We start from the raw sequence: 23436 nt of genomic DNA, 5'->3' as shown, positions 1-23436 counted from the left end.
GTTTCCTCCTCGATGAAAGAGCTCACTTGGCGCCCGACGGGATGAGCACGCATTTGAGGATCCCGTCGGACCTCGCCGCGAACACGCGGTACATCTCCGCGGCCGCATCGAGCGGGACGCGGTGCGTGATGAGCGCCCTCGGGTCGATGTTCCCCTTGCGGATGTGCTCGAGCAGGTGGGGCATGTACCGCTTCACGTCGCATTGCCCGGTCTTGATCGTCAGGCCCTTGTTCATGGCCGCGCCCACATCGACGAGGTTCCAGGGCGGCCCGTAGACGCCGATGATCGAGACCCTCCCGCCGCGGCGGACCGACTGGATCGACCAGTTGAGGGCGACGGGCGAGCCGGCCTCGAGCATGAGCGTCTTGCCCAGCACGTCGTGCAGCGTCGAGCCGTTCGCCTCCAGACCGACCGCATCGATGCAGACATCCGGCCCACGGCCGTCGGTCATGTCCCGGAGGACGGAGACGACATCAGGGACCTTGCTGAAATCGAGCGTCTCTGCTTGGTTGTACCGGCGCGCGAAATCGAGGCGGTAACCGACCGAATCGATGGCGATGACCCGGCGCGCGCCGAGGAGCCAGGCGCACCGCTGGGCCACGAGGCCGACGGGCCCGCAGCCGAAGACAGCCACCGTGTCCGCGGGGCCGATGTCTCCCATCTCCGCCGCCTGGTACCCCGTGGGGAGGATATCCGAGAGAAAGAGCACGTCCTCGTCCGAGAGGTCGTCGGGGATCTTCATGGGGCCGACGTCGGCGAAGGGGACGCGGACGCGCTCGGCCTGGCCGCCCTGGTAGCCGCCGGTGGTGTGCGAGTAACCGAAGATCCCGCCGGTGATCGTGGTGAGCGGGTTCGTGTTCTCGCAGGCGGAGGTGCGTTCTCGCTGGCAGAAGAAGCACGTACCGCAGGCGATGTTGAACGGCACCACGACGCGGTCGCCGCACTGGAGGGTCCGCACGGATGGCCCGACCTCCTCCACGACGCCGGTGAACTCATGGCCGAAGATGGTGCCGACGCGCGTGTCGGGTACGTAGCCATGATAGAGATGCAGGTCAGAGCCGCAGATCGTGGCGCGACTCACACGCAGGACCACGTCATTCGGATGTTGAATCCGAGGCTCCGGGTTTTCCTCGACACGGACGCATTTCGGCCCATGGTATGTGAGCGCCAGCATTCGCACCACCTCCCCTTTTGCTCGATGGGGGCGATGCAAGGAGCGAACCCAGCGCGCACGCTCATGGGTGCAACCGGCGTAGGCACCGGCGCTCCGCGATCTCGCCGCCCGGAGGCCAGGGAGGACGGTTGTCCATCGTTTGAAAACCCGGACATCTACCGCTGATCCATCGAGCTCCTGGTTCTGGCGCTTCGTCTTGTCGTGCGCCTTCTCGAGGAGAGCGGGAGCTCCGTGTTCAACTCGAACGCGCAGCCATGTCGGTGCCACGACACATCGGGCGATGTTCTCATCGGTGCGCTGGCAACTGCCCGGCAGCCTCACCTCGAGCTCGTCAGCCTTGAGCTCGCGAGCTTGCATCGCCTGAGCCATTTCGGACCATGCTCCGACCGCGCTCTTCCGCTCTGCGGTCGAGGAGAGGCACGCGAGCAGCATGAGCCGTCGCTCCGGAGCCGTCGCGTCCTCTCCCGCCTGCGTGACCGGATGAACGGCAGTCCGGCATGCGTCCGCTCCGGAGCGCGTCGATCCGGCGAACGCGAGGGGAGGCCCCTCGGTGCGCATCGTGCACTTGCGCCGCCGTGCGGCGCGCACAATTGATGCTTGCAGTGGAGGGGGGAGAAAGAAGGAGGGTACGATGGCCAATCTAAGCACTCGACGAGGCGAGCCGCAGCAGTCGCTCGCCACCGCCGGGGATCCCACGCGCATGACGGCTCCGTTCCGCGCGCTCGATCCTTTTCGCATCATCCGCGACCTCGTGGGCACCGACCCGTTCGCCGGCATGGTCCAGGCGGCGCGCACGGCGTTCGCGCCCGATATCGAGATCAAGGAGACCAAGGACAGCTACGTCTTCAACATCGACCTGCCCGGCGTGCGCGAGGAGGACCTCGAGGTCTCGATCTCCGGCAACCGGCTCACGGTGAGTGGCAAGCGGGAGGAGGAGGAACAGCGCGAGGACGAGCGGTTCTTCGCCTACGAGCGCTCCTACGGGGCGTTCAGCCGCTCGTTCGTGATGCCCGAAGGCGCCGATCTCGACAGGCTGAGGGCCGAGCTCAGGGACGGCGTGCTCCAGATCTCGGTGCCCAAGAAGGCGGAGATGCAGTCACGCCGCGTCCAGATCGGCGGCCGCAAGGAGGCGGGCGGCAAGGAGCTCGCATCCGGGCAGCCGGCCGAGAGGGCCGGGACGACGGCCGAAGCCGAGAGGGCTGCGACGGGCGAAAAGAAGGCAGCGTAGACCCTGGGAAGTGGCCAGGTCTATCCTGCTCGCGCTCGCGACGCCGCGGCGCAGGAAGAGGAGGGGATGCACATGGCTGATCGCTTGGAGGACCCTGTCCGCACGACGAGCTTCGGATTGAGGTTGGTCGATGCTCATACGGTGCAGGAGAACCGCGGTTCGTTCGTGGGGCTCGGCATCGCCCTCTTGGTGCTTGGCGTTCTCGCGATCCTCATGCCCGTGATCGCCTCGCTGGTCTCGGCGGTCGTCATCGGGGGCGTGCTGGTGGTGAGCGGCCTCCTCCAGGGCGTCCACGCCGTCCGGAACCCGCGATGGGCCAACTCCGCCTGGTCCCTCGTAAGCGCCCTGTTCCAGATCGTCGCGGGCGTCCTGATCGTGGCCTTCCCGGTGACAGGCACGGTCACGCTGACGTTGATCCTCGCGGCGTTCTTCTTCGCCGACGGCTTCCTCAGGATCATCCGCGCCATCCAGCACCGCGACATGCCCGCCTGGGGTTGGCTCCTGTTCGATGGGCTGCTCTCGCTGGCGCTCGGGGTCCTGATCTGGTGGCGCTGGCCGAGCACCGCGGCGTGGGCGCTCGGCCTGCTCGTCGGCGTCAACCTCATCATCAGCGGATCGTCGATGCTGCTGATCGGGGTCAGCGCGCGACCCCGGCCGGTGGCCAGCGCGCGCGTGTGAAGCGCGCGCGTGTGACCGGCGCGCCGCGCCCGGAGCGGCGCGCCACGCTCGTCGTCGCTCAGCCGTACGGTCGCGGTCCATGAGGCCGGTCTCTGACGGTTCGGCGCGCCGGCGGGCGCGGCCGCTCGAAGCGCCTGGATGCCTGCCCTCAGCGCGACCCGTTCGCCCTGGTGTGGCCCTGGCGGAGGAGGAGGTCGAATCCGATGCGCATCAATGAGATCATGACATTCCCGGCCATCACGATCGCTCGAACCGATTCGGTCGCGCACGCCGAGGAGACGATGAACCGCGAGAAGATCGGGCACCTCCCGGTCACCGACGGCGACGTGCTGGTCGGGGTCGTCAGCCGGCAGGACGTGCTCGACGTGTCGCCTCCGAGCATCAGCATTCCGTCGGAGGACGACGAGATCGAGTACAAGGCCAAGCTCCACGTGTGCAAGATCATGCGCGGGGTGGTCGAGACGGTGCGTCCCGGCACAGACGCCGCCGAGGCCGCCGGCAAGCTGCTCGACCTGAAGATTGGGTGTCTTCCGGTCATCGACGAACGATTCCACGTCGTCGGAATCGTCACCACGTCCGATTATGTCCGCCTCGCCAGAGACCTCCTGAGCCATAGACATCTCGAAGAGACGGGCGTCGTGCGCCCCTGATGCACCATCTACAACATCGACCATCGCCTCCGTCACGACTGCTGCAGATCGGGGCGAGGTGAACCTCCTCGGCCGCGTGCGCTCGTGGGCCGAGAAGGAAGAAGCCGAGCGGGCGGCATGGTCGGCTCCGGGCGTCCACTGGGTCGAGAACCTCATCACCGTCGAGCGGTGATGAGCGCCCCGGCGCAGCTCTGCAGCTCGCGAGGTGGGGGCTCCGGATCGATCTCCAGCGCGCCTCCGGCGCCCGAGCTCGCGGGCGATCCTCAGCCATGCCTGACGAGATGGATCGGCAGGATATAGAACAGCGCGCTCAGGAGGATGATGAGCGCGCCGGCGACGGGGCTCCACCATGCGACGAGGAACGAGGCGCCGTAACCGATCGGCCCTATGAGGTAGCGCTCGGTGGTCGCTCGGATGACATCGTCGTCCAGCTCCGGATCGACCAGCCGGCGATTGTGGGTCGCGTACAGCCATATGGCCAGGAACAGGCTCGCCGTGACGAACAGCGAGCTCGCGTAGACGAGGAGCGCCGTGCGCGTCCTGTCGTCGTGCGCGTGCCAGTAAACGCCGAGGAGCGCCGTCGGAAAGGGGATGAGCGCGATCGTCATCAGGAAGAGCACGTTGAGCTTGAGGAAGACATGGTCCGTGCGCCGGAACAGCCTGAAGACGTGGACGTGGTGGCTCCAGTAGATCCCGAGGTACACGAAGCTCATCACGTAGCCCACGTAGACGGGCCACTGCGTCGCCAGCGCATCCAGGAGCCGGGCCGAGTCGGTCAGCCCTCGAGGGATCTTGAGCTCGACCACCAGCAACGTCGCCGCGATCGCGAACACCCCGTCGCTGAGCGCCTCGATGCGGCTCGTCCCCTCGTGCGTCGCGAGGACGAGGGCGAGCCTCCGGCGTCGGTGCGGTCTCAGGCGCTCGCCGGGAGCGCTCGCCAGAGGGGCCGTCATGGGCTCGTTCGCCCTCTCCCTCGCCGGCCGCCGCTCGCCGTGAGCAGCCACGTCTCCACGGCGTGCGCGAAGCCCTCGTCGTCGTTCGACAGCGTGATGAAGCGCGCTTGCCGCTGCACGACGGCGCGCGCGTGCCCCATGGCGATGCTGAGCCCGCTCTCCCGGAACATGAACACATGGTCCGGCAGCTCGCCGATCGCGGCGATGGCCGCACCGGAGATGCCGAGGAGCGCCGAGAGCGTCCTCACGACCTCTCCAGGGTTGGCCCGGGGATGCCTCACCTCGATGGAATGAGGCCGCTGGCGTGACGCCGAGAGGTACGCGCACGCTCCCAGGAGGTCCGACTCGCAGCGCTCCAGCACCTCGGCGTCGTCGATGACGCCGACGATCTTGACCGCGCGGTCCACGACGCCCTCCCAGCGCTCGACGACCCTGGGGAGAACCTGCACGGCCGCCTGCTCGAGCGCTACGCGCGGCGCGTCGGCGCGGCGCACCAGCCAGTCGTCGCCCTGGTAGACCCAGACGTCGGCGCCGTGTCGCTCCAAGGTCGCGATGACGACCGCGGCCGCGCCATTGTCCAGCGGGTGCTGCTCGAGCACGGACAGGTCCGGCCTCACCAGCATGGCGCCGCCGAACGCGGCGACCGGCGTCGCGATCCCGAGCCGCTCGATCAGAACGCGCAGGCCGCGCGGCGGCCGCCTGCTCGTGAGCGCGAGGTCGATGCCGGCGCCGCGGAGCTGGCCGACCGCCCGCTCGGCCCTCGGGGTGAGCACGCCGTCCGGCGTGAGGAGCGCGCCCTCCACGTCGGCGAGCAGCAGGCGAATCCCTGTCATACGGCGAGCGCCTCCCTGGCGGCGTGGAGCTTCACGCGGCCCTCCTCGCCGGCGGGGCGGCCGGGGTGGGCGCGCGCCACCCGCCGAGATCGGCGACGAGGCGGTCGGCTTCCACTGGGCCCCACGTGCCCGGCTCATAGCGAAAGACGGGGGTCGCCTGGTCCAGGACCGGATCGACGACGGCCCATTGCGCCTCCACTTCGCACTGACTCGCGAACAGGGTCGGATCGCCGGCGAGCGCGTCGCCGAGGAGCCGCTCGTAGGGCGCCAGCGCCTCGGACATCTCGCTCGTCACGAGCAACTCGGTCGGCTGTCCGGCCATCCGCTCCCCGGGCGCCTTGACCCGCACGCCGATGGCGAGCTCCGGCGCAGGGTCGAGCCGGATGCGAACGTAGCCCGGGTCCGCGCGCTCGACGTCGCCGAACACAGCGTGCGGCGGCCGCCGCAGCTGGACGAGCACCTCGGTCGCCGTGACCGCGAGGCGCTTGCCAGCGCGGATGCAGAACGGGACGCCCGCCCAGCGCCAGTTGTGGATGCGGAGCCGCGCGGCGCAGAACGTCTCGACCTGCGAGTCCGGCGCGACGCCCGGCTCGCCGCGGTACCCGTGGTATTGACCGCGGACGACGTGCTCCGGCTCGAGGGGCGCGATGGATCGCAGCAGCCGCACGCGCTCCGCCCGAACGGCGTCCGCGTCCCCGGACGGGGGTGGATCCATGGTGAGGCACGCGACCACCTGCAGGAGGTGGTTCTGCAGGACGTCGCGGATGCACCCCGTGGCGTCGTAGAACCGGCCGCGGCCCTCGATGCCGAAGCGCTCGGCCATGGCGATCTGGACGCTCTCGACATGGTGGGAGTTCCAGACCGGCTCGAGCAGCGCGTTCGCGAAGCGGAAATAGACGATGTTCTGGACCGGCTCTTTGCCGAGAAAATGATCGATTCGATAGATCTCCTCTTCCGGAAAGATGCTCGTGAGCGTGCGGTAGAGCGCCCGAGCGGACGCCAGATCGTGGCCGAACGGCTTCTCGACGACGAGCCGCCCTCGGCGCACGCACCCGGAGCGGTCGAGCGCCTTGACGACCTCTGCGAACAGAGCCGGCGGCACGGCCATGTAGTGGAGCGGCCGCTGGGCGGCGCCGAGTCGCTCGCGCAGGCGGAAAAACGTCGCCGGATCGGCGTAATCGCCGCTCACGTACGAGAGCCGCGCGCACAGCTCGCGATGGACCCCGGGTTCGAACGCGCCGGCCCGCTCGAGGCTCTCGCGGACGCGGGCCCGGAGCTGATCGATGTCCCATTCGCTCTTGGCCACGCCGATGATCGGCACCTCCAGCCGGCGCCGGCGGACCAGCCCGGCCAGCGCCGGGAAGATCTTCTTGAAGGCCAGATCGCCTGTCGCCCCGAACAGCACGAGCGCATCGGCGGCGCTCACGCCGCCTGCTCCGCGGCGCCGCCGAGCGCGCGCCGCATCGCCCCGATCGCCTTGCCCATGATCCATCCAGCGAGCACGCGCCCGGCTCCTCTCGTCACGGCCCTGGAGCCGTGCCTTCCCGGTCCGGCATCGCGTGTGCCACGCCGGCCCAGCACCCGAGCGCGCTCGTTCCGGCGGGCGACGCGACGACGCGGCCTGGGGCGACGTGGCGTGAATCGAGCGCAGGAGCCTCCCGGCTCGTACCCTGGAGCGCGCTCGAGGGCAAAGGACGGTGACGAGCGTCGCCAGCGGCACGGGGCCCCGCGTGCTGCACAGGGCACTTCGTGCACGGGCGTGCTCGCCGGGAGGACGGGCGCGGCATGCGCGCGACGCCGCGGCGAGGAGCTCTCCGGGGTCCTTGCTGCCGCAGCGTTGAGCGCGGCCCTGCGCCGTCCCTGTGCAGGTTGCGCATGCGGCGGGTCTGGTCCGATGATCGCTTGAGTCGACTCCATGCTCGATCGAGTCGTCGCCTACCTGAGGACGCACGGCGTACCGTTCCGTCTCTCCAGCCATCCATCGCCCGAGCCGCTCCCGGCGGTCGCGCACTGCGTCCCTCCGGGCGGCCTCGCGGTAGAGACGCAGGTGCTCGTCGTCGGCGGGCAACCTGCCATCGCCTGCCTGCCCCGGGGGGAGAGGCTGAGCCTGCCGGAGCTCAGGCACGAGCTCCGCGCGGAGGTGATCGAGGGCAGCCCCGCGGATCTGAAGCCGCCCTACTCGCAGGCCGGCGGGCAGATCCCGCCGCTCGGTGGGGCGATGGGCGCCCTCACCCTCATCGACGAGCGGCTGACGAGCGCGTCCGCCATCGTGTTCACGGCCTTCTCCCCGAACGACTGCATCGAGCTCTCGTATGACGAATTCGCGCGCCTCGAGCGCCCCCGCGTCGCCTCGTTCACGATCGGCGGCGAGCTCCCGGAGCATGCCGAGCCGCAGGAACCCAACAAGAAGGTCGCATAGGTTACCATGGCCAAGATCATCGGAATCGACCTGGGTACGACGAACAGCGTCGTCGCCGTGATGGAGGGAAAGGAGCCCAAGGTCATCCCCAACCAGGAGGGCTCGCGCCTCACCCCGTCCGTCGTCGCCTGGGACGAGCGGGGCGAGGTGCTCATCGGGCAGATCGCCAAGCGCCAGGCGGTCGTGAACCCCTTCGGCACCATCGCCTCGGCGAAGCGCTTCATCGGGCGGCGCTTCGAGGAGGTCACGGAGGAGGCCAAGCGCGTGCCCTTCAAGGTCGTCAAGGCGAAGAACGGCGACGCAGCGTTCGAGGTGCGCGGCAAAGTCATCTCGCCGCCGGAGGTGTCGGCGCACGTCCTCCAGAAGCTCAAGAAGGCGGCGGAGGAGTACCTCGGCGAGAGCGTCTCGGCGGCCGTCATCACCGTCCCCGCGTACTTCAACGACGCGCAGCGCCAGGCGACCAAGGACGCCGGGCGCGTCGCGGGGCTCGACGTCAAGCGCATCGTGAACGAGCCGACGGCCGCGGCGCTCGCGTACGGCCTCGACAAGAAGAAGCACGAGATCATCGCCGTCTATGATTTCGGCGGCGGCACGTTCGACATCTCCATCCTCGAGGTGAGCGACAGCGTGGTGCAGGTGATCTCGACGAACGGCGACACCCACCTCGGGGGCGACGACATCGACCACCTGGTGATCGACTGGCTGGTCGCCGAGTTCAAGCGGGACACGGGCATCGACGTATCGACCGACAAGATGGTCGTCCAGCGCCTCAAGGACGCGGCGGAGCAGGCGAAGATCGAGCTCTCCAACGTGCAGGAGACCACCATCAACCTCCCGTTCCTCACCGCGGACGCCTCGGGCCCCAAGCACCTCTCGAAGGTGCTCACCCGCTCGCGGCTCGAGCAGATGATGAAGCCGCTCGTGGACCGGACGATGGAGCCCGTGCGCCGGGCCCTCGGCGACGCGCAGAAGACGGCCCAGCAGATCGACGAGGTCGTCCTCGTCGGCGGCTCCACCCGAATCCCCTTGGTCCAGGAGACGGTCCGGAGCTTCTTCGGCAAGGAGGCGCACAAGGGTGTCAACCCCGACGAGGTCGTGGCCGTCGGCGCGGCCGTGCAGGCCGGCGTGCTCTCCGGAGAGGTCAAGGATCTCCTGCTCCTCGACGTCACGCCGCTGTCGCTCGGCGTGGAGACGCTCGGAGGCGTGATGACGCCGATGATCTCGCGCAACACGACGATCCCGGCGCAGAAGAAGGAGGTCTTCTCCACCGCGGCCGACGGCCAGCCCTCGGTGGAGGTCCACGTCCTGCAAGGGGAGCGGGCCGAGGCGCGGTATAACCGGACGCTCGGTCGCTTCCACCTCGACGGCATCCTGCCGGCGCCCCGCGGGGTGCCGAAGATCGAGGTGGCGTTCGACATCGACGCGAACGGCATCCTCTCGGTGCACGCCAAGGACATGGCCACCGGCAAGGATCAGCGCATCACCATCACCGCGTCGGGCGGGCTCAAGGAGGACGAGATCGAACGGATGGTCGCCGAGGCGCAGCGCAACGAGGCCGAGGACGCGAGGCGCCGCGAGGAGATCGAGCGCCGGAACAAGCTCGACACCCTCTGCTACACGCTCGAGAAGACCGTCGCGGAGAACAAGGACAAGCTCGCCGACGCCGACGTCGCGGCCCTGAATGCGCTCATCGCCGAGGGCCGTCGCGCGATCGAGCAGCAGGACGACGCCCAGGTCGCGGCCGCGCTCGAGAAGGTGGAGAAGGAGGCGCACCGCGTCGCCCGGGTGATGTACGAGAAGGCGGGCGGCCAGCCGCCCGAGGCTCCGGCGCCGCCCTCGGGGGCGCGCGATACCGGAGGGAAAGAGGGCGTGATCGACGCGGAGTTCGAGGAGACCGGGACGTAGGCTGGTCCGATATCGAGGCGGCGAGCCGCCCGGCTCCGCCGTGCTCCTGAGGAGTGCAACTGGCGTAGGCATCGGCGCGCCGCGCGCGCGTCGCCCGGAGGCCAGGGCCGGCGGTTGTCCATGGTTTGCGGAAGCGCTGGCGCGTGGGCGGTCCTCGGTGGTCCTGGATGCCTGCGGCGTCAGCGCCGCTCGCTCTGGGTGCGGGCCAGGAGGATGCTGACTTTGCCGGTAGCCCGCTCGAGCGCCGCCACCGCGTCGTCGCGCTTGTCCTCCGCGATGGCCTTGAGCGCATTCCGGGTCTCTGCGATACTGGCGGCGCGGGCGCATCGTCGGACGGCCCGGACTCGGGCGCCTCGAGCTCGGCGAGGTCGGGCGGCGCGGGCGCGCGGAGCGAGAGCGCCCGGTCGAGCCATTCGCGGAGCCGGCGGAGCATCCGCGCGGTGGAGCCGGCCCGGCGGCGCCCACCACCGCGCGCGGCCGAGCGAAAACCAAATACAGGAACGGGCCTGCGGGCATTCAGTGACGATGGAGACGTGGCCAACGCGGGCACTCAGGGGGCGTCTCGGGTGGCAGCCGTGCGTCTGCATCCATTGAGGCCGGAGAAATACAGCCATGACAACACGCATCAACCGAAGAATCTTCCTCCGGGGGCTGGGCGGAGCTTGCGTCGTTGCGCCGTTCCTCGGCTCGATCGCCGACCGCACCGTGATGGCGCAGCCGGCCGCGCCACCGAAGCGGCTGATCGTGATGTACACGCACCATGGCTGCATCACGACGCGGTTCTTCCCGAAGAAGTCGCACGGGCCGCTCACCGCCGCGGACCTCGAGACGACGACGCTCAAGCACCTGGCGCCTTACGTCGACAAGCTCCTCATGCCCCGAGGCATCCGCGCGATGAACGAGTGGACGGTGACGCTGGCGCGGGGGCAGGGGAACGATCACCACACGCAGGTGAACGGATCGTACTTCACTTGCCACCCGGTCACTCCCAACAGCAACGACCCGTTCAGCTTCGACCAGGCGACGAAGTTCAACGCCATGCCGACCGGCCCCTCGCTGGACCACGTCATCGCACGACAGCTCAGCCCGCACGGCACTCCGCTGCTCATGAACACGATCGGTGGGAATGACAACGCTCAGTCGGCGATCTCCTACTCCGCTGCCGAGACCATCTTCAAGAGCGTCTCCGCGTCGCAGGTCTTCAGCAGCCTCACCGGCCTCTTCGAGGCGGGGAGGCCGACGTCTCCGGACACCTACGCGGCGATGCGCGGCAAGAGCATCCTCGACCTCGTGAGGGACGATCTGCAGACGCTCGAGCGGTTCGACATGAGCCGTGCCGACAAGCAGAAGCTCGCAGCCTGGAAGGAGCTCCTCCACGCGACAGGAAGCGTGGTGGTTCCTTCGCAGTGCAACACGTCCCTCGCCACGGCGCTCGGCGTGACGCAAGAGAACATCGACCTGCAGAGCACGCGCCCGAGCGTCGACGACTGGCTGACGCGACGAATCTCGGACAGCCTCGACGGAGCCGACCTCTATTCGAACCTCGCCGTGCTCGCGGCGGCGTGCAACGCGAACCCCGTCATCTTCCTGAAGTACCCCGCGGCCTACACCTTCAAGGGGCTCGGCCTGACGCAAGAGAGCGAAGGTCTCTCGAGCCGCCTGGACCACGCGGGAGTGCAGGGCCCCTGCGTCCCGGGTGTGATCGACATGCTCCTCACGATCGACGACTACCATGCAAGGAAGTTTGCCCACCTCGTCGGGCAGCTGAACAGCATCGACGAGGGCGACGGGACGCTCCTCGACAACTGCGCGGCCGTCTGGTTCCAGGAGATGTCGGACGGCTGCGCCCTCAACCTCAACAACCTGCCGATCGTCCAGGTCGGCAGCGCCGGCGGCTATTTCAAGACCGGCTGGGCCGTGAACGTCGATGACGGTTCGCCCGATCTCACGACCGGCAACAGCGAGATCACGTGCGCCGAGGGCACTCCGGGCGAGGTCGACGGGTACTCCCAGGAAACGGGGACCGATCCGTCGCTCGCCAACGCGCCGATCAACAAGTACTACTGCAACTTGATGAACGCCCTCGGGGTCAAGGCGGGCGCGGATGGTTTCCCGGCGCGGGGCGGCTCGGGACCGGTGACCCACTTCGGCATGTATGACCGGACGGAAGACTTCATCGGTGGAGGGACCAATCCCCCCATCATCCACGATCCAGGCGAGTTCACCGCGCTCCGGGCGAGCTCCTGAGCGGTTCGCGCGGGGACACCGCCGTGCTCACGCGCCACCGGCGTGTACCGCCGGAAGTAAAGGCCGCTACGGGCGCTTCGAGCCCTGCGGGAGCCTGGCGCCGTCGAGCTTGGCGCCGTCGAGCCTGGCGCCAGTGAGCTTCGCGTACTGCAGGTCCGCGTCGCGGAGGTCGGCGCCGCGGAGGTCGGCGCCGTCGAGCTCGGCGCCGGTGAACTCGGCGCCGGCCAGCCTCGCTTCGCGGAGATCGGCGTTCGAGAAGACGACGCGGCCGCAGCGAGCGCCTTCGAGATCCGCCCCGCGGAGGTCGGCGCGGCGGAAGACGCAGTCGTAGAGATTGACCCCCTCGAGGCGCGCGTTCGAGAGCTTCGCCTCTTCGAACGGGATCACCATGAGGTCTGCCTTTCGCAGGTCGGCTCCCGTGAGATCGATGCCCGAGAGCTGCACGAACCCGCCGCTCAGCGTGCGCCAGCGCGACCGCCAGCGGTTCCAGCGCTCGATGCCGTCCTTGACCTCACCTCGCAGCATCGCGCGCGACTCTTCGAACGTAGGAAGCAGCATCTCGATGAGCTTCTTCTCGCTCAGCTTGATGACTTTGTCGCCTCGGGCGATGCGCGCGTCGATCTCGGCCTCCGCCTTCGACGGGACGTGCTTCACGTACGGAATGCGCGCGCCGACGAAGTGCGTCGCGTCCTTCGCCTTCTTCGCGACCGTGCCGCCGAGCTCGAGCAGCATGTCTTCGCGGAACTCGCGCGACGTGCGCACATCCATCGCCGAGCTCTGGAATTTGCCTGCGTAGAGAATGCGCATCCCGGCGAGGCGCTCCTCGAACGTGCCCTGCGGCTTCTTCTCCGCCAGCGGGGTGAAGCCGAGATCGAAGGGAGCCACACGCTTCTTCGTGCCTTCGATCGCGTGGATGGAGAGGTTGCCGTGCCCGTCGATGTACGCGATCTCGGTGCCGTCGTCGGAGGCGGTGAGCGGGAGGATCTCGAAGCCGTGGAACTCGATGTCTCTCGGTGCCTCGGGCTCGTCGAGCCACTCGCCCTTCTCGGCGTCGGCCGTCCTCGTGCGGCCCGCGGAGTCGACGACGACCGCGCGGGCATCGTCGATGAACGCGACCTGCCCGAGGCGCTTGCCTGGGTGTGAGAGGGTAGCTGTCACCTCACCCGAACGCGGATCGATGAAGACGAGCGCGCTGTCGGACGAATGATTGCTGAGGTCACGATCGACGCTGACGGCGATCCACCCGACGCGCGAGACGGCGACGCCGCCGCAGTACTCGGGCGCACCGCTCTCCAGCTCGATCGTATGGACGGGTGTCTCCGGATCGTCGAGCCGCCAGATCCGGACCGCGTCGGACACCGAAACGGCCCAGGTGTCGTCGGACCCGAACGTGCAGGCCGACACCTTGGCGTCGTGCGAGAGCGTCGCGGTGCGGACGCCGCGCGCACGGTCCCAGAGCTCGACGTTCGACGCGACGGGGAGCATCACCGTATTTCCGTCGCGCGAGACCGCCACCACGCCCTGGGGAGAGATCGCGTCGTTCGCGAAGATCGCCTTGCCCTCGTCGGTGATCTCGCGCACCACGACGGCGTTTTCGGGCTCGACGATGAGCAGCTCTCCCTGCGGGAGGTTCGCGAGCGCCGCGGTGCCGCTCGCGCGCCGCTCGCTGACGGTGCCGTCGGTCCGTCGCCAGGACCAGATCCCCGACGAGCCGGCGACGACGACGCGCTCGCGGCTCAGCGCGATCGCGTGTGGCGCGTCGATCCCGAGCTCGCTCGAAGCCGGCTCACCGTCCGAGGTCCAGAGGCTGATGCCAGACGCCGTCGAGCCTGCGGCGAGCCACTTCCCGTCGCGCGAGAGCGCCATCGCGGGGCCCTGGCCGTGGGCGTGGTGGCGAGGCGTGCGGACGCGACGGATCTCCGCGCCGCTGCGCTTCCACCAGCGAAAGTAGCGATCGTTGCCTTGCGAGACCACCGTCTCGCCGTCGGCCAGGAACGCGAGCCAGCGACAACCGGCCGGCCCCCCGTCCTGCTCGCCCGAGCCGTGATCTTCCTGGAAGCGATGCGAGCCCAGGAGGCGGACGGGCTCGAGCGATGCGCTGTCCCAGAGGTGGACGTCGCCTTGTCCGTGGCCGCCGGCGAGCACGCTGCCCTCGGGTGAGAACGCGAGTACGAGGACCTTGGAGCTCTTTCGTCGGGCGAGCTCCTTCTTCGACTCGCGATCGAAGACGCGGACGATGCCCTTCTGTCCACCGGTCGCGAACGTCGCTCCGTCGGGTGAGAAGGCGAACGCGAAGATCTCGCCTGCAGGCTCGCTCAGGTCGTGAAGTCGTTTGCCCGTACGCGCGTCGAAGACGCTGGCGACGGAGTCTCCGCCGTAGGTCGCGACGATCGCGCCGTCGGCGCTCACGCTCGCGAAGGCGAACTTCTTCGTCGCCTTCTCTCCGAGCTTCCACGAGAGCTCGCGGTCCTGGCCGAGGCGCGCGATGGATCCACGCGCCCACAGGAGAAGGTCGCCGTCAGGCAACGCGAAGACGCCAGTGAAGCAACCGGTCACCGTCTGCTCGTCGAGGGCACGACCGTCGTCGACGGCGAAGCGATGCACCCTCGTGCGACGCTCGCCGGTCACGAGGGCCACGAGCGCTCTGGAGTCCGGAGAAAAATCGAGACCAGTGAAGTTGCCGGGCGCGTTGAAGCGGGTGGCGCCGAAGACCTGTCGGGTCATCGAACCCATCTTACTCGGATCCCCTCGGCCGCGCCGCCAGGACGGCGCATCCCGGCGCATCCTGGCTCCGCCGGATCAGAACACGAGCCGGGCCGACAGCCCCGCAGGGCCGAGCGACGCGATGGGCCGAAGCTCGACCTCCACCTCGCCCCGATCGCGGACGCGGTAGGCCTGTGGCCTGTTCATGAGGAGCAGGACCGTCCCCGTGATCATCGTCGCTCCGCCGGCGACGAAGGCGCCGATCGCCAGGTCGCCGCCGCCCCGGTTGCCCTTGTCTGCCGCTCCGCTCCACATCAGCCCGCCACCCGCGACACCCAGGGCTGCGCCTGCCCCGAGCATGGACCAGGGGATCCACGTGGGCCACCGGGGCTGGCCGACGACGGTATCGACGCGCCGCGCGAGCTGGCCAGAAGCCTCTTTGCCGGCGATGACGAGGATGGGCTTGACGACCGTGGAGTAGCCGTCCCTCCTCACCATGACCACGTGCTCTCCGGGCGTGACCATCCGGCGCTCGGTGCCGGGGCCGACGAACCACGACTTGTCGTCGAGCAGCACGGTAGCGCCCGGCTCATCGCAGCGGATCTCGATGGCGGCGAGCTCGTGCTCCATGAGCGCACGCATCGCCGCGCGCGCCTCCTGCTCCTTCTCGGGCGCGAGCGCGCCGGGCCCCCATCGCAGGGCGAGTCGCAGGTTCTCATAGGCCTGGAGCGGCAGCCCGATGCTCTTCAACACCCGCGCGAGATAGAGCCGGAGCTCAGGATGCTCCCAGGCCGCCAGCGCCTCTTCGTATTTGACCCGCGCCTCGGCGAACATCATGCGCCGGTGCAGCGCCCGCGCCTGCGTGAAGAGCTCGTGCGCCTGCTGCTTTCGATCGTCGGAGATGCCCTGGTGCCATGGCCGCGGCGACAGCGATGGACGGGGCGGTGACGCCTCCACCGCCGCCGGCGGCAGCAGCGGCGGCGGAGACGAGAGAGAAGGTGGATGCGGCGACAGCGACCCTGGCGGCGGGCTCGCCGTCCCTGGGCCCGTCCCTGAGCCCGTCGTCCCTGAACCCGCCGCCCCTGGGCCCGCCATCCCTTGGGCCCGCGCAGGCGCGGCGCAGAAGACGCACAGGGCCACGAGAGCGATCGATGATGGGAGCTTCGCTGCTGGAATGGAGACGTGCATGGGTCGCGTGTGGGTCGTTTTGCTTTGCGGGGGTCGCCCGAGGTGATCCATCCAGCCTTCACCCCGGCTCACCGGGCCGGCGAGCATGCCGCGCTCCCGAGCGTACGCCCTCGCATGTCCTCCTGTGAAGCGAGCTCGTACCCGATCTGAGGTTGCGCGCGTCCATTGGGCGCCTGTGCTATCGTGATCGCTCTCGCAGCTCTCGCCGTGGTAACCACGGTTTCAGTGGTGGCGTTGTTTTACGGGCAGGGGGGAAGATGTCCACCGAGCTGATCGTTCTGGGGCCGAATGGTCGATCATCCGGCGCAGGCGAGCACCATCATGAGGGGAGCTTGCCAATGCGCGCCGGAGGGCTCGAGGACGCATGCTACTCCAGCACCGTGTCCGTCGGCGCAGCGCCGGCTGCGCCCGCGCAGGCCGGCTCCGCGGCGCCGGCTGATGCCGTGCGGGCGGGCGCTCGAGCGGTGAAGGCCGGCCGGGCGACGAGCACGGGCGCTCCGCCTTCCTCGTCGCCTCCGCATAGCAATCCGCTGCTCTCGGTCGGCGCCCGCATCGGGCATTACGAGCTCTTGCGCGAGCTCGGCCGGGGCGGCATGGGCAGGGTCTTCCTGGCGCGAGACATCAAGCTCGCGCGCCTCGTCGCGATCAAGCTCCTCACGAAGGTGAACAGCAACGGGGTGCAGCGCTTTCTGATCGAAGCGCAGGCGACCGCTCGCTGCAAGCACGAGCATATCGTGACGATCTACGAGGTGAACGAGCACGACGGATACCCGTACATGGTGCTCGAGTACATCGAGGGGCAGAGCCTGGGCGCCTGGATGAAGCAGCGCAGGCCCGCGGACGCCGGGGAAGACATATCGACGGCGCCGGTGCCGCCCAGCCTCGCCGTGGAGCTGATGGTCCCTGTCGTGGGCGCGCTCTCGCGCGCGCACGCGTCCGGCATCGTCCATCGCGATCTCAAGCCCGAGAACATCATGATCGAGGCGTCGGGGGCGATCAAGGTGGTGGATTTCGGGATCGCCAAGCTGCGCGAGGACGAGGCGAGCCTCGCGCTCGCGGTCGAGCGCTCCGTCGCCGGCGATGCGCGCCTGACGCGCGACGGAGCGATCATCGGCACACTGCCTTATATGTCTCCAGAGCAGTGGCGAGGAGTGGATATCGACCAGTCCAGCGATATCTGGGCGGTGGGCATCATGCTCCACGAGCTCGTGCTCGGCGCGCACCCGCTCGCGCCGGTCAGCATGGCGAGCCTCCTCAGGGTCTCGAGCGCCGACGAGCCGATGCCCGAGGTCAGCGCGCGCCACCCGGCGCTCGGCCCGCTCGGCGCGATCATCGATCGCTGCCTGCGCAAGCGAAAGGCCGAGCGGTTCGCCTCCGCGGAGGAGCTCCTGGCCGAGCTGCTGCCGCTCCTGCCGGGGCGCCGGGAGATCCACCTCGCCGCCGACGAGAGCCCGTTCGCCGGCCTGTCGTCGTTCCAGGAGGCCGACGCGGACCGCTTCTTCGGCCGCGCGCAGGTGCTCGCCGCCGTGGTCGCGCGCCTCCGGAACCAGCCGCTGCTCGCGCTCGCCGGGGCGTCCGGCGTGGGGAAATCGTCGCTCGTGAGGGCGGGGGTGATCCCGGCGCTCAAGCGCTCCGGGGAGGGCTGGGAGGCGCTCGTCCTGCGGCCCGGGCGCGAGCCCGTGGCCGCGCTGGCGCACCTCTTCAGCCACCCCGCGCTGACGCTGAGCGCGGCCACGCGCGCGCTCGCCGCGCAGGGCGGCGCGGCGACGGGCGCGGGCTGGAGCGAGCGGCTGCGCGCCGAGCCTGGCCTCCTCGGCGCCGCGCTGCGCGCGTGGTCGGACGGCACGCAGCGACGCCTGTTGCTGTTCATCGATCAGTTCGAGGAGCTCTTCACGCTCGGCACCCCGGCCGGCGAGCGCGAGTCGTTCCTCGCGTGCCTCGAGGGGGTCGCCGACGACGCCTCCTCGCCGCTCCGGGTCGTCCTGTCGGTGCGATCGGACTTCCTCGAGCGGATGGCCGAGCACGAGCATTTCATGACGGCGATGATCCGCGGCCTCGTGTTCCTCCGGCCGATGGGGCGCGAGGGGCTGCGTGAAGCCCTGATGAAGCCGGTGGAGGCGGCGCGGTACCAGATCGAGGATCCGGCGATGGTCGAGGGCCTCCTCGACGCGCTGGAGAGCACGCGCGGCGCGCTGCCGCTCCTCCAGTTCACCGCGGCGAGGCTGTGGGAGATGCGCGATCGGGGGCGCCGGCTGCTCACGCGCGCCAGCTACGAGGCGCTCGGCGGCGTGGCGGGCGCGCTGGCGAGCCACGCCGACACGGTGCTGGCCGCGATGAGCCAGCGCCGGGCGAAGCTCGCGCGGGCGGTCCTGGAGCGCCTGGTGACGCCGGAGCGGACGCGGGCCGTCGCCAGCCTGGGGGAGCTGTGCGAGCTGCCGGGGGATCGAGGCGAGATCGAGCGGGTGGTGGGGCTGCTCGCCGATGCGCGGCTCCTGGCGATCGAGACGGGGAGCGACCGCGCGGGCACCACGGTGGAGCTCGTGCACGAGTCGCTCATCGAGCGGTGGCCGACGCTCAAGCGCTGGCTCGATGAGAACCAGGAGGACGCGGTGTTCCTGGACCGCCTGCGCGCGGCGGCGAGGCTCTGGGAGTCGAGTGATCGCGCCGCGGACACGCTCTGGCGTGGCAAGGTCGCCGACGACGCGCGCCTGTTTCGCAAGCGCTACCAGGGGGAGCTGCCCGAGCGGGAGCGGCTCTATCTGGAGGAGGTGCTCCGGTTCGCCGATCAGCAGCAACGCGGGAGGCGCCGCCTCGTGTCCGGGATCATCGCGTCGCTGTCGCTCCTGATCGTCGCGGCGGGGGCGGGGATCGTGACGGTGACCCGTCAGAACCGGGTCATCACGGCGCAGTTCCGCGAGATCCAGAGCACCGAGCACACGCTGAAGGACACGCTCGCGAGCGCGGAGGCTGCCCGGAGCGCGGCCGAGAGGGCGCGGCAGGAGAGCGAGGCCGCGCGGCAGGAGAGCGATGCGCAGCGGAGGCGGGCCGAGCAGCTGCAGCAGGAAGCCGAGGAGGTCCGGGACCGCGCGGAGGCCGAGGCCGAGAGGGCCCGCGTGGCGGCCGGCCAGGCACAGGCCGCGCGGGATGAGGCGCGGAGGTCCGAGGCGGAGGCGCGACAGGCCGAGCTCAAGGCCACCCAGGAGGAACAAAAAGCCAGGGCGGCGTCCGAGGAGGTGCTCCGGAGCCAGCGCGAGCAGGAGCAGCTCATCGAGCGGAGCGTGGGGAGAATCGAGGAGAGCTTGGACTAGTACCTCGGGTCAGAGATCCTGCCGGGGACCGGTGTCGCGAGGGGAGAAAGAGTTCAACGCAAAGGCGCAAAGGCGCAAAACTGCACAAAATCTGTTCTTTTTTGCGCCTTTGCGCCTTTGCGTTGAAATCTCTCCTCAGATCGCTGGCCGGACTTCTGGCGGGCGGAACTAGGTCCGGCCTACTTCGATGTCTGCCCCCCATCGACCGCCAGGGAGTGCCCGTTCACGAACGACGCGTCGTCGGAGCAGAGCCAGACGATCACCCGCGCTACCTCGTCGACCCGGGCCGGGCGACCCGCCGGGATGTCGGCGATGTACGGCTCTATCAGCCCCGGGTAGTTCTTCATCGCGTTGTCGATGAGCGGCGTGCCCGCGACGACCACCCGCGCCCGCCGCCGCGAGCGCGAGCGCCGCGCCTCGCCCGATCCCCGAGCTGCCGCCCACCACCAGCGCGACCTTGCCGTTCAGCGCCATGGACATGTTCTCTCCTCCCGCCGACACGACAGCATAGAACGGCGGCGGCTGAGCTCGGCGCGCGGGCGCCCTGTGGTAAGCTGCGCCGGCCGCGGCCTTCACGAGGTGGTCCCGACCGCGATCGTCCCATGCTGCACCAAGAGCGCCCGATCGTCCTCGGCGGCCGTTACCGTCTCCTGAGCGAGATCGGCCGCGGGGGGTCGGGCGTGGTCTACAGGGCCGACGACCTCGAGGGCGGCGGCCAGGTCGCCGTGAAGGTCCTGCTCCGGGTGCACCGGGGGGGGCCGGCGCAGGCCCGCTTCGAGCGCGAGATCCGGGCGATGAGGCTCCTCGACGCGCCCGGGTTCGTGCGCATGGTCGACGCCGGCGTCGCCCCCGAGGTCGACGACGCGCCGTTCCTGGTGATGGAGCTGCTCCGGGGCAACGACCTCGAGCACCTCGTCGCCACCGAGGGCAAGCGCTCGCCCGGCGAGGTGCTGCGCTGGCTCGGCGAGGTCGCCGACGCGCTCGAGGTCGCCCACGCGCGGAGCCTCTTCCACCGCGATCTGAAGCCCGCGAACCTCTTCCTCGCGACAGGCGACGACGGGCGGGAGCGCGTGAAGATCCTCGACCTCGGGCTGGTCAAGGAGCTCGACCCCGGCGCGCTCGGCGCCTCGGGCGGCATCACCGCCACCGGCACGGCCGTCGGCACGCCCATCTACATGGCGCCCGAGCAGGCGCGCGGGCGCGCGGGCCAGATCGGCCCGGCGGCGGACGTGTGGGCGATCGGCCTCATCGCCGTGCGCCTGCTGACCGGCGACATCTACTGGACCGCGAACAGCATGGCCGAGCTGATGGCGGCGCTCCTGGTCATGCGGCTCTACGCGCCGTCGACGCGCTGGCGGTGGCTCCCGCCCGCGTTCGACGCGTGGTTCCTGCGGTCGTGCGACCGCGATCCGGCCCTGCGCTTCCCCTCGGTGCGCGAGCAGAGCCTCGCCCTGCGCGCCGCGCTCGAGGGGTACTGCGCGCCCGCCGAGCTGGCCGGCGCCGAGGGGCCCGGGTCGACCGCGGGCGGCGCGCCGTTGGACATGCTCAGCACCGAGACCATGGAGGTCGCCGGCACGGTCGAGGCCCCCTCGCAGCGCCTCGCGCAGGCCGCCTCCGCGGCCGCCGGCGCCGCCGGGCGCGATCCCGGCGGCGGCCCGGCGGAGCCCGCCGCGCCGCCGCCGCCCGGCCTGCACACGTCGCCGCCGCCCGGCCTGCACGCGTCGCCGCCGCTCGGCGCGAACGCGTCGCCGGAGCCCGAGCGGCCGCGCCACAACCTCCCGGTCCAGCGCACGGGGTTCGTGGGCCGCGCCCGCGAGCGCGCCGAGATCGCCTCGCTCGTGCTCGATCCGAGCGCCGGCCTGCTCACGCTCACCGGCGTCGGCGGCACCGGGAAGACCCGGCTCGCGCTCCAGGTCGCCGAGGACCTCGTCCCCGTGTTCACCGGCGGCGTCTGCTTCGTCCCGCTCGCGTCGCTGCGCGACCCGGCGCTCGTGCCCTCCGCGATCGCGCAGGCGCTCTGCCTCGGCGAGGGCGGCGCGCGGCCGGACCTGGAGCGCGTGGCCCAGTTCCTCCGCGACCGCCGTTTCCTGCTGGTGCTCGACAACCTCGAGCACCTGACGGCCGCGGCGCCGGTGGTCGCGCACCTCGCCGCGAGCTGCCCGCGCCTCTCGCTGCTCGTGACGAGCCGCGCCGCCCTGAACCTCTCGGGCGAGCGGCGCTTCGTCGTGCCGCCGCTGGAGCTGCCGGAGCCGCGCGAGGTCACGGTCGACGCCGCGCTGGCGAGCTCGGCGGTGAGCCTGTTCTGCCGCCGGGCGTCGGTGATCAAGCCCGGCTTCCAGCTCGGCCCCGGCAACGTCGCCGAGGTCGTGGAGATCTGCGCGCGCCTCGACGGCCTGCCGCTCGCCATCGAGCTCGCCGCGTCGCGCCTGCGCGTCCTCACGCCCGCGGCGCTGCTCGCGCGCCTCCGCGACCGCGGGGCCGCCGGGCGCGGCGGCGGCGCGACCGCGGGCTCGTTCCGCCTGCTCACGGGCGGCGCGCGCGACCTGCCCGAGCGCCAGCAGACCATGCGCGCCGCCATCGACTGGAGCTACGGCCTGCTCGAGCCCGAGGAGCAGCTCGCGTTCCGCACGCTCGCGGTGTTCCCGGGCGGCTTCTCGCTGGCCACCGGGGACCGGATGTGCGCCTTCCGCGATCCGGCGCTCGACACGCTCGGGATCCTCGAGTCGCTGGTCGACAAGAGCCTGCTGCTCCCGGTCGCGGGCGACGAGCCCCGGTTCCAGATGCTCGCGATCCTGCGCGAGTACGGCCTCGAGCGGCTCGAGGAGGAGGGCGCCGCCGCCGCGTGCAACCGCCGCTTCGTGGAGCTCTCGCTGGAGCTCGCCGAGCGCGCGGCCGAGGCGCTCCGCGGGCCCGAGCAGGCCGCGTGGCTCGCGGCGCTCGATCTGGAGCACGACAACCTGCGCCTCGCCCTCGAGCTCGCGCTCCGGGGCGAGGGCGAGGCAGGCGGCGACGCGGCCGCCGCGGTCCGCCTCGCCGCCGCGCTGGCGTGGTTCTGGTACATCCACGGCCACTACCAGGAGGGCCGCGCCTGGCTCGGCCGGGCGCTCGCGGGGGCGGCCGGCGTCGCGCCCGAGCACGTGGCCGCGGCGCTCCGGGGGGCCGGCAAGCTCGCGCTGCTCCAGTGCGACTACCGCGAGGCGCGCGCGCTGCTCGAGCGGGGCGCGGCGCTCTACCGCGGGCTCGGCGACGAGCGCGGGCTCGCCTCGGTGATCCAGATCCTCGGCAGCGTCGCGCGCGAGCAGGGCGACTACGAGCGCGCGCTGTCGCTGCACGGCGAGAGCCTCGCGCTGGCCACGCGCCGCGGCGACACGCTGGAGGCCGCGCACGCGCTCGGCTACACGGGCTTCGCGGCGTGGCTCTCGGGCGACGTCGCCCGCGCGGAGAGCGCCTGCCGGCTCGCGCTCGCGGAGCTCCGCCGCGCGGGCGATCGCGAGGGCACGGCGACGGCGCTGCTCAACCTGGGCTGCGCGGCGTTCTACCGGGGGGAGCTCGGCGAGGCCGCCCGCCTCTGCGAGGAGAGCGAGGGGCTGTCGCAGCAGGTGAAGTTCAAGGAGGGGATCGCCTGGACGAGCAACATCCAGGGCCTCATCGCGATCGAGCGCGGCGACCTCGCCGTGGCCGGGCGGCGCCTGCGGGCGAGCCTCCGGCTGCACCGGGAGCTCGGCGATCTCTGGCGCTCCGCGAGCGTCCTCGAGGCGCTCGCGCGCGCGGCGGTGGGGGCGGGGAGGGCGTCGCGCGGCGCCCGCCTGCTCGGCGGCGCGGCGGCGCTGCGCGAGGCCATCGGCACGCCGGTGCCGCCCATCGAGCGGCCGGCGCTCGCCGCCTGCGTCGAGGCAGCGCGCTCCGCCCTGGGCGACGCCGCGCACGAGGCGCGCCTCGCCGAGGGGCATACCGCCGGGCTCGACGCGACGATGGCGGCGGCGCTGTCCGACGGAGGGTGAGCCCGGGCATCGCGGGCGCTGGTGCCGTGGAGCCAAGGAATCTCCTTGTTGCAGCGCTTTTCAGGGGAGAAATTGAACGGGGAGGCGGGGAGGATGTGAAGATTTATCTCCCCGTCTCCCCGCCTCCCTGTGAATTTTCCCAAGATGAG

General features: G+C 70.6%; 15 protein-coding genes and 1 pseudogene. 9 read left to right on the top strand and 7 right to left on the bottom strand.

Annotated features, from left to right (window positions below):
• Positions 1–22 precede the first annotated feature (22 nt).
• A complete protein-coding gene (locus WME96_RS28410; protein ID WP_437284725.1) occupies positions 23–1174 on the bottom strand; it encodes a zinc-dependent alcohol dehydrogenase in 1152 nt (383 codons plus the stop codon).
• Positions 1175–1805: 631 nt separating this feature from the next.
• On the opposite strand from WME96_RS28410, the gene WME96_RS28405 reads away from it, so the two are divergent.
• The 4 genes and pseudogenes from WME96_RS28405 to WME96_RS28390 form a co-directional block, all read left to right on the top strand.
• Entirely contained in the window at positions 1806–2402 is a 597-nt protein-coding gene (locus WME96_RS28405; RefSeq protein WP_437284724.1) for an Hsp20/alpha crystallin family protein, read from the top strand.
• Positions 2403–2474: 72 nt separating this feature from the next.
• Complete coding sequence (locus WME96_RS28400; protein WP_437284723.1) at positions 2475–3080, top strand: HdeD family acid-resistance protein; 606 nt, start codon at positions 2475–2477, stop codon at positions 3078–3080.
• Between the two features lie 203 nt (positions 3081–3283).
• Positions 3284–3730 (top strand): CBS domain-containing protein, encoded by a 447-nt coding sequence (locus WME96_RS28395; RefSeq protein WP_437284722.1) that lies wholly within the window; start codon positions 3284–3286, stop codon positions 3728–3730.
• A 31-nt stretch (positions 3731–3761) separates the two neighbouring features.
• Positions 3762–3902: pseudogene (locus WME96_RS28390) on the top strand (BON domain-containing protein); the annotation flags it as partial.
• Between the two features lie 91 nt (positions 3903–3993).
• On the opposite strand, the gene WME96_RS28385 reads toward WME96_RS28390, so the two are convergent.
• From WME96_RS28385 to zwf, 3 genes are read right to left on the bottom strand one after another with little or no spacing between them, the layout of a single operon-like run.
• On the bottom strand, positions 3994–4683 hold the full coding sequence (locus WME96_RS28385) for a TMEM175 family protein (protein WP_437284721.1): 690 nt from the start codon (positions 4681–4683) through the stop codon (positions 3994–3996).
• Positions 4680–5516 carry an HAD hydrolase family protein gene (locus tag WME96_RS28380; protein ID WP_437284720.1) on the bottom strand — a complete coding sequence of 279 codons (837 nt, stop codon included), beginning with the start codon at positions 5514–5516 and terminating at the stop codon, positions 4680–4682. The genes WME96_RS28385 and WME96_RS28380 overlap by 4 nt, the downstream gene beginning before the upstream one ends.
• 31 nt (positions 5517–5547) lie before the next feature.
• On the bottom strand, positions 5548–6942 hold the full coding sequence (gene zwf, locus WME96_RS28375) for a glucose-6-phosphate dehydrogenase (RefSeq protein WP_437284719.1): 1395 nt from the start codon (positions 6940–6942) through the stop codon (positions 5548–5550).
• A gap of 489 nt (positions 6943–7431) precedes the next feature.
• Between zwf and WME96_RS28370 the strand changes: the two genes are divergently transcribed.
• From WME96_RS28370 to WME96_RS28360, 3 genes are all read left to right on the top strand, one after another.
• Positions 7432–7935, top strand: a complete 504-nt coding sequence (locus WME96_RS28370; protein WP_437284718.1) for an aminoacyl-tRNA deacylase — start codon at positions 7432–7434, stop codon at positions 7933–7935.
• Between the two features lie 6 nt (positions 7936–7941).
• Positions 7942–9840, top strand: coding sequence for a molecular chaperone DnaK (gene dnaK / locus WME96_RS28365; RefSeq protein ID WP_437284717.1), 1899 nt, complete (start codon positions 7942–7944; stop codon positions 9838–9840).
• A 612-nt stretch (positions 9841–10452) separates the two neighbouring features.
• Entirely contained in the window at positions 10453–12087 is a 1635-nt protein-coding gene (locus WME96_RS28360) for a DUF1552 domain-containing protein (protein WP_437284716.1), read from the top strand.
• A gap of 66 nt (positions 12088–12153) precedes the next feature.
• Here the strand turns inward: WME96_RS28360 and WME96_RS28355 are convergent, their stop codons facing one another.
• Positions 12154–14811: a pentapeptide repeat-containing protein gene (locus WME96_RS28355; protein ID WP_437284715.1), complete on the bottom strand. Its 2658-nt coding sequence runs from the start codon at positions 14809–14811 to the stop codon at positions 12154–12156.
• A gap of 75 nt (positions 14812–14886) precedes the next feature.
• Positions 14887–15747, bottom strand: a complete 861-nt coding sequence (locus tag WME96_RS28350) for a hypothetical protein (RefSeq protein WP_437284714.1) — start codon at positions 15745–15747, stop codon at positions 14887–14889.
• Between the two features lie 569 nt (positions 15748–16316).
• Between WME96_RS28350 and WME96_RS28345 the strand changes: the two genes are divergently transcribed.
• Positions 16317–19286, top strand: a complete 2970-nt coding sequence (locus WME96_RS28345) for an nSTAND1 domain-containing NTPase (protein ID WP_437284713.1) — start codon at positions 16317–16319, stop codon at positions 19284–19286.
• Between the two features lie 179 nt (positions 19287–19465).
• On the opposite strand, the gene WME96_RS28340 is transcribed toward WME96_RS28345, so the two are convergent.
• On the bottom strand, positions 19466–19669 hold the full coding sequence (locus WME96_RS28340) for an SDR family oxidoreductase (RefSeq protein ID WP_437284712.1): 204 nt from the start codon (positions 19667–19669) through the stop codon (positions 19466–19468).
• 219 nt (positions 19670–19888) lie between these two features.
• Between WME96_RS28340 and WME96_RS28335 the strand changes: the two genes are divergently transcribed.
• A complete protein-coding gene (locus WME96_RS28335) occupies positions 19889–23287 on the top strand; it encodes a protein kinase domain-containing protein (protein ID WP_437284711.1) in 3399 nt (1132 codons plus the stop codon).
• Positions 23288–23436 lie beyond the last annotated feature (149 nt).

Origin of the sequence: Sorangium sp. So ce406 (assembly GCF_051474675.1) — a bacterium.
GTDB lineage: Bacteria > Myxococcota_A > Polyangia > Polyangiales > Polyangiaceae > Sorangium > Sorangium cellulosum_G.
The sequence above is the reverse complement of the archived record's forward strand: the minus strand, read 5'-3'. Positions and strand labels throughout refer to the sequence as shown.

What these genes read in the sequence shown, in the direction of transcription:
- WME96_RS28380 (WP_437284720.1), bottom strand. Translation starts at nt 5,516, where the DNA reads ATGACAGGGATTCGCCTGCTGCTCGCCGACGTGGAGGGCGCGCTCCTC.
- WME96_RS28335 (WP_437284711.1), top strand. Translation starts at nt 19,889, where the DNA reads ATGCTGCACCAAGAGCGCCCGATCGTCCTCGGCGGCCGTTACCGTCTC.
- WME96_RS28345 (WP_437284713.1), top strand. Translation starts at nt 16,317, where the DNA reads ATGCGCGCCGGAGGGCTCGAGGACGCATGCTACTCCAGCACCGTGTCC.
- WME96_RS28400 (WP_437284723.1), top strand. Translation starts at nt 2,475, where the DNA reads ATGGCTGATCGCTTGGAGGACCCTGTCCGCACGACGAGCTTCGGATTG.
- WME96_RS28410 (WP_437284725.1), bottom strand. Translation starts at nt 1,174, where the DNA reads ATGCTGGCGCTCACATACCATGGGCCGAAATGCGTCCGTGTCGAGGAA.
- dnaK (WP_437284717.1), top strand. Translation starts at nt 7,942, where the DNA reads ATGGCCAAGATCATCGGAATCGACCTGGGTACGACGAACAGCGTCGTC.
- WME96_RS28405 (WP_437284724.1), top strand. Translation starts at nt 1,806, where the DNA reads ATGGCCAATCTAAGCACTCGACGAGGCGAGCCGCAGCAGTCGCTCGCC.
- WME96_RS28385 (WP_437284721.1), bottom strand. Translation starts at nt 4,683, where the DNA reads ATGACGGCCCCTCTGGCGAGCGCTCCCGGCGAGCGCCTGAGACCGCAC.
- WME96_RS28395 (WP_437284722.1), top strand. Translation starts at nt 3,284, where the DNA reads ATGCGCATCAATGAGATCATGACATTCCCGGCCATCACGATCGCTCGA.
- WME96_RS28360 (WP_437284716.1), top strand. Translation starts at nt 10,453, where the DNA reads ATGACAACACGCATCAACCGAAGAATCTTCCTCCGGGGGCTGGGCGGA.
- WME96_RS28355 (WP_437284715.1), bottom strand. Translation starts at nt 14,811, where the DNA reads ATGACCCGACAGGTCTTCGGCGCCACCCGCTTCAACGCGCCCGGCAAC.
- WME96_RS28370 (WP_437284718.1), top strand. Translation starts at nt 7,432, where the DNA reads ATGCTCGATCGAGTCGTCGCCTACCTGAGGACGCACGGCGTACCGTTC.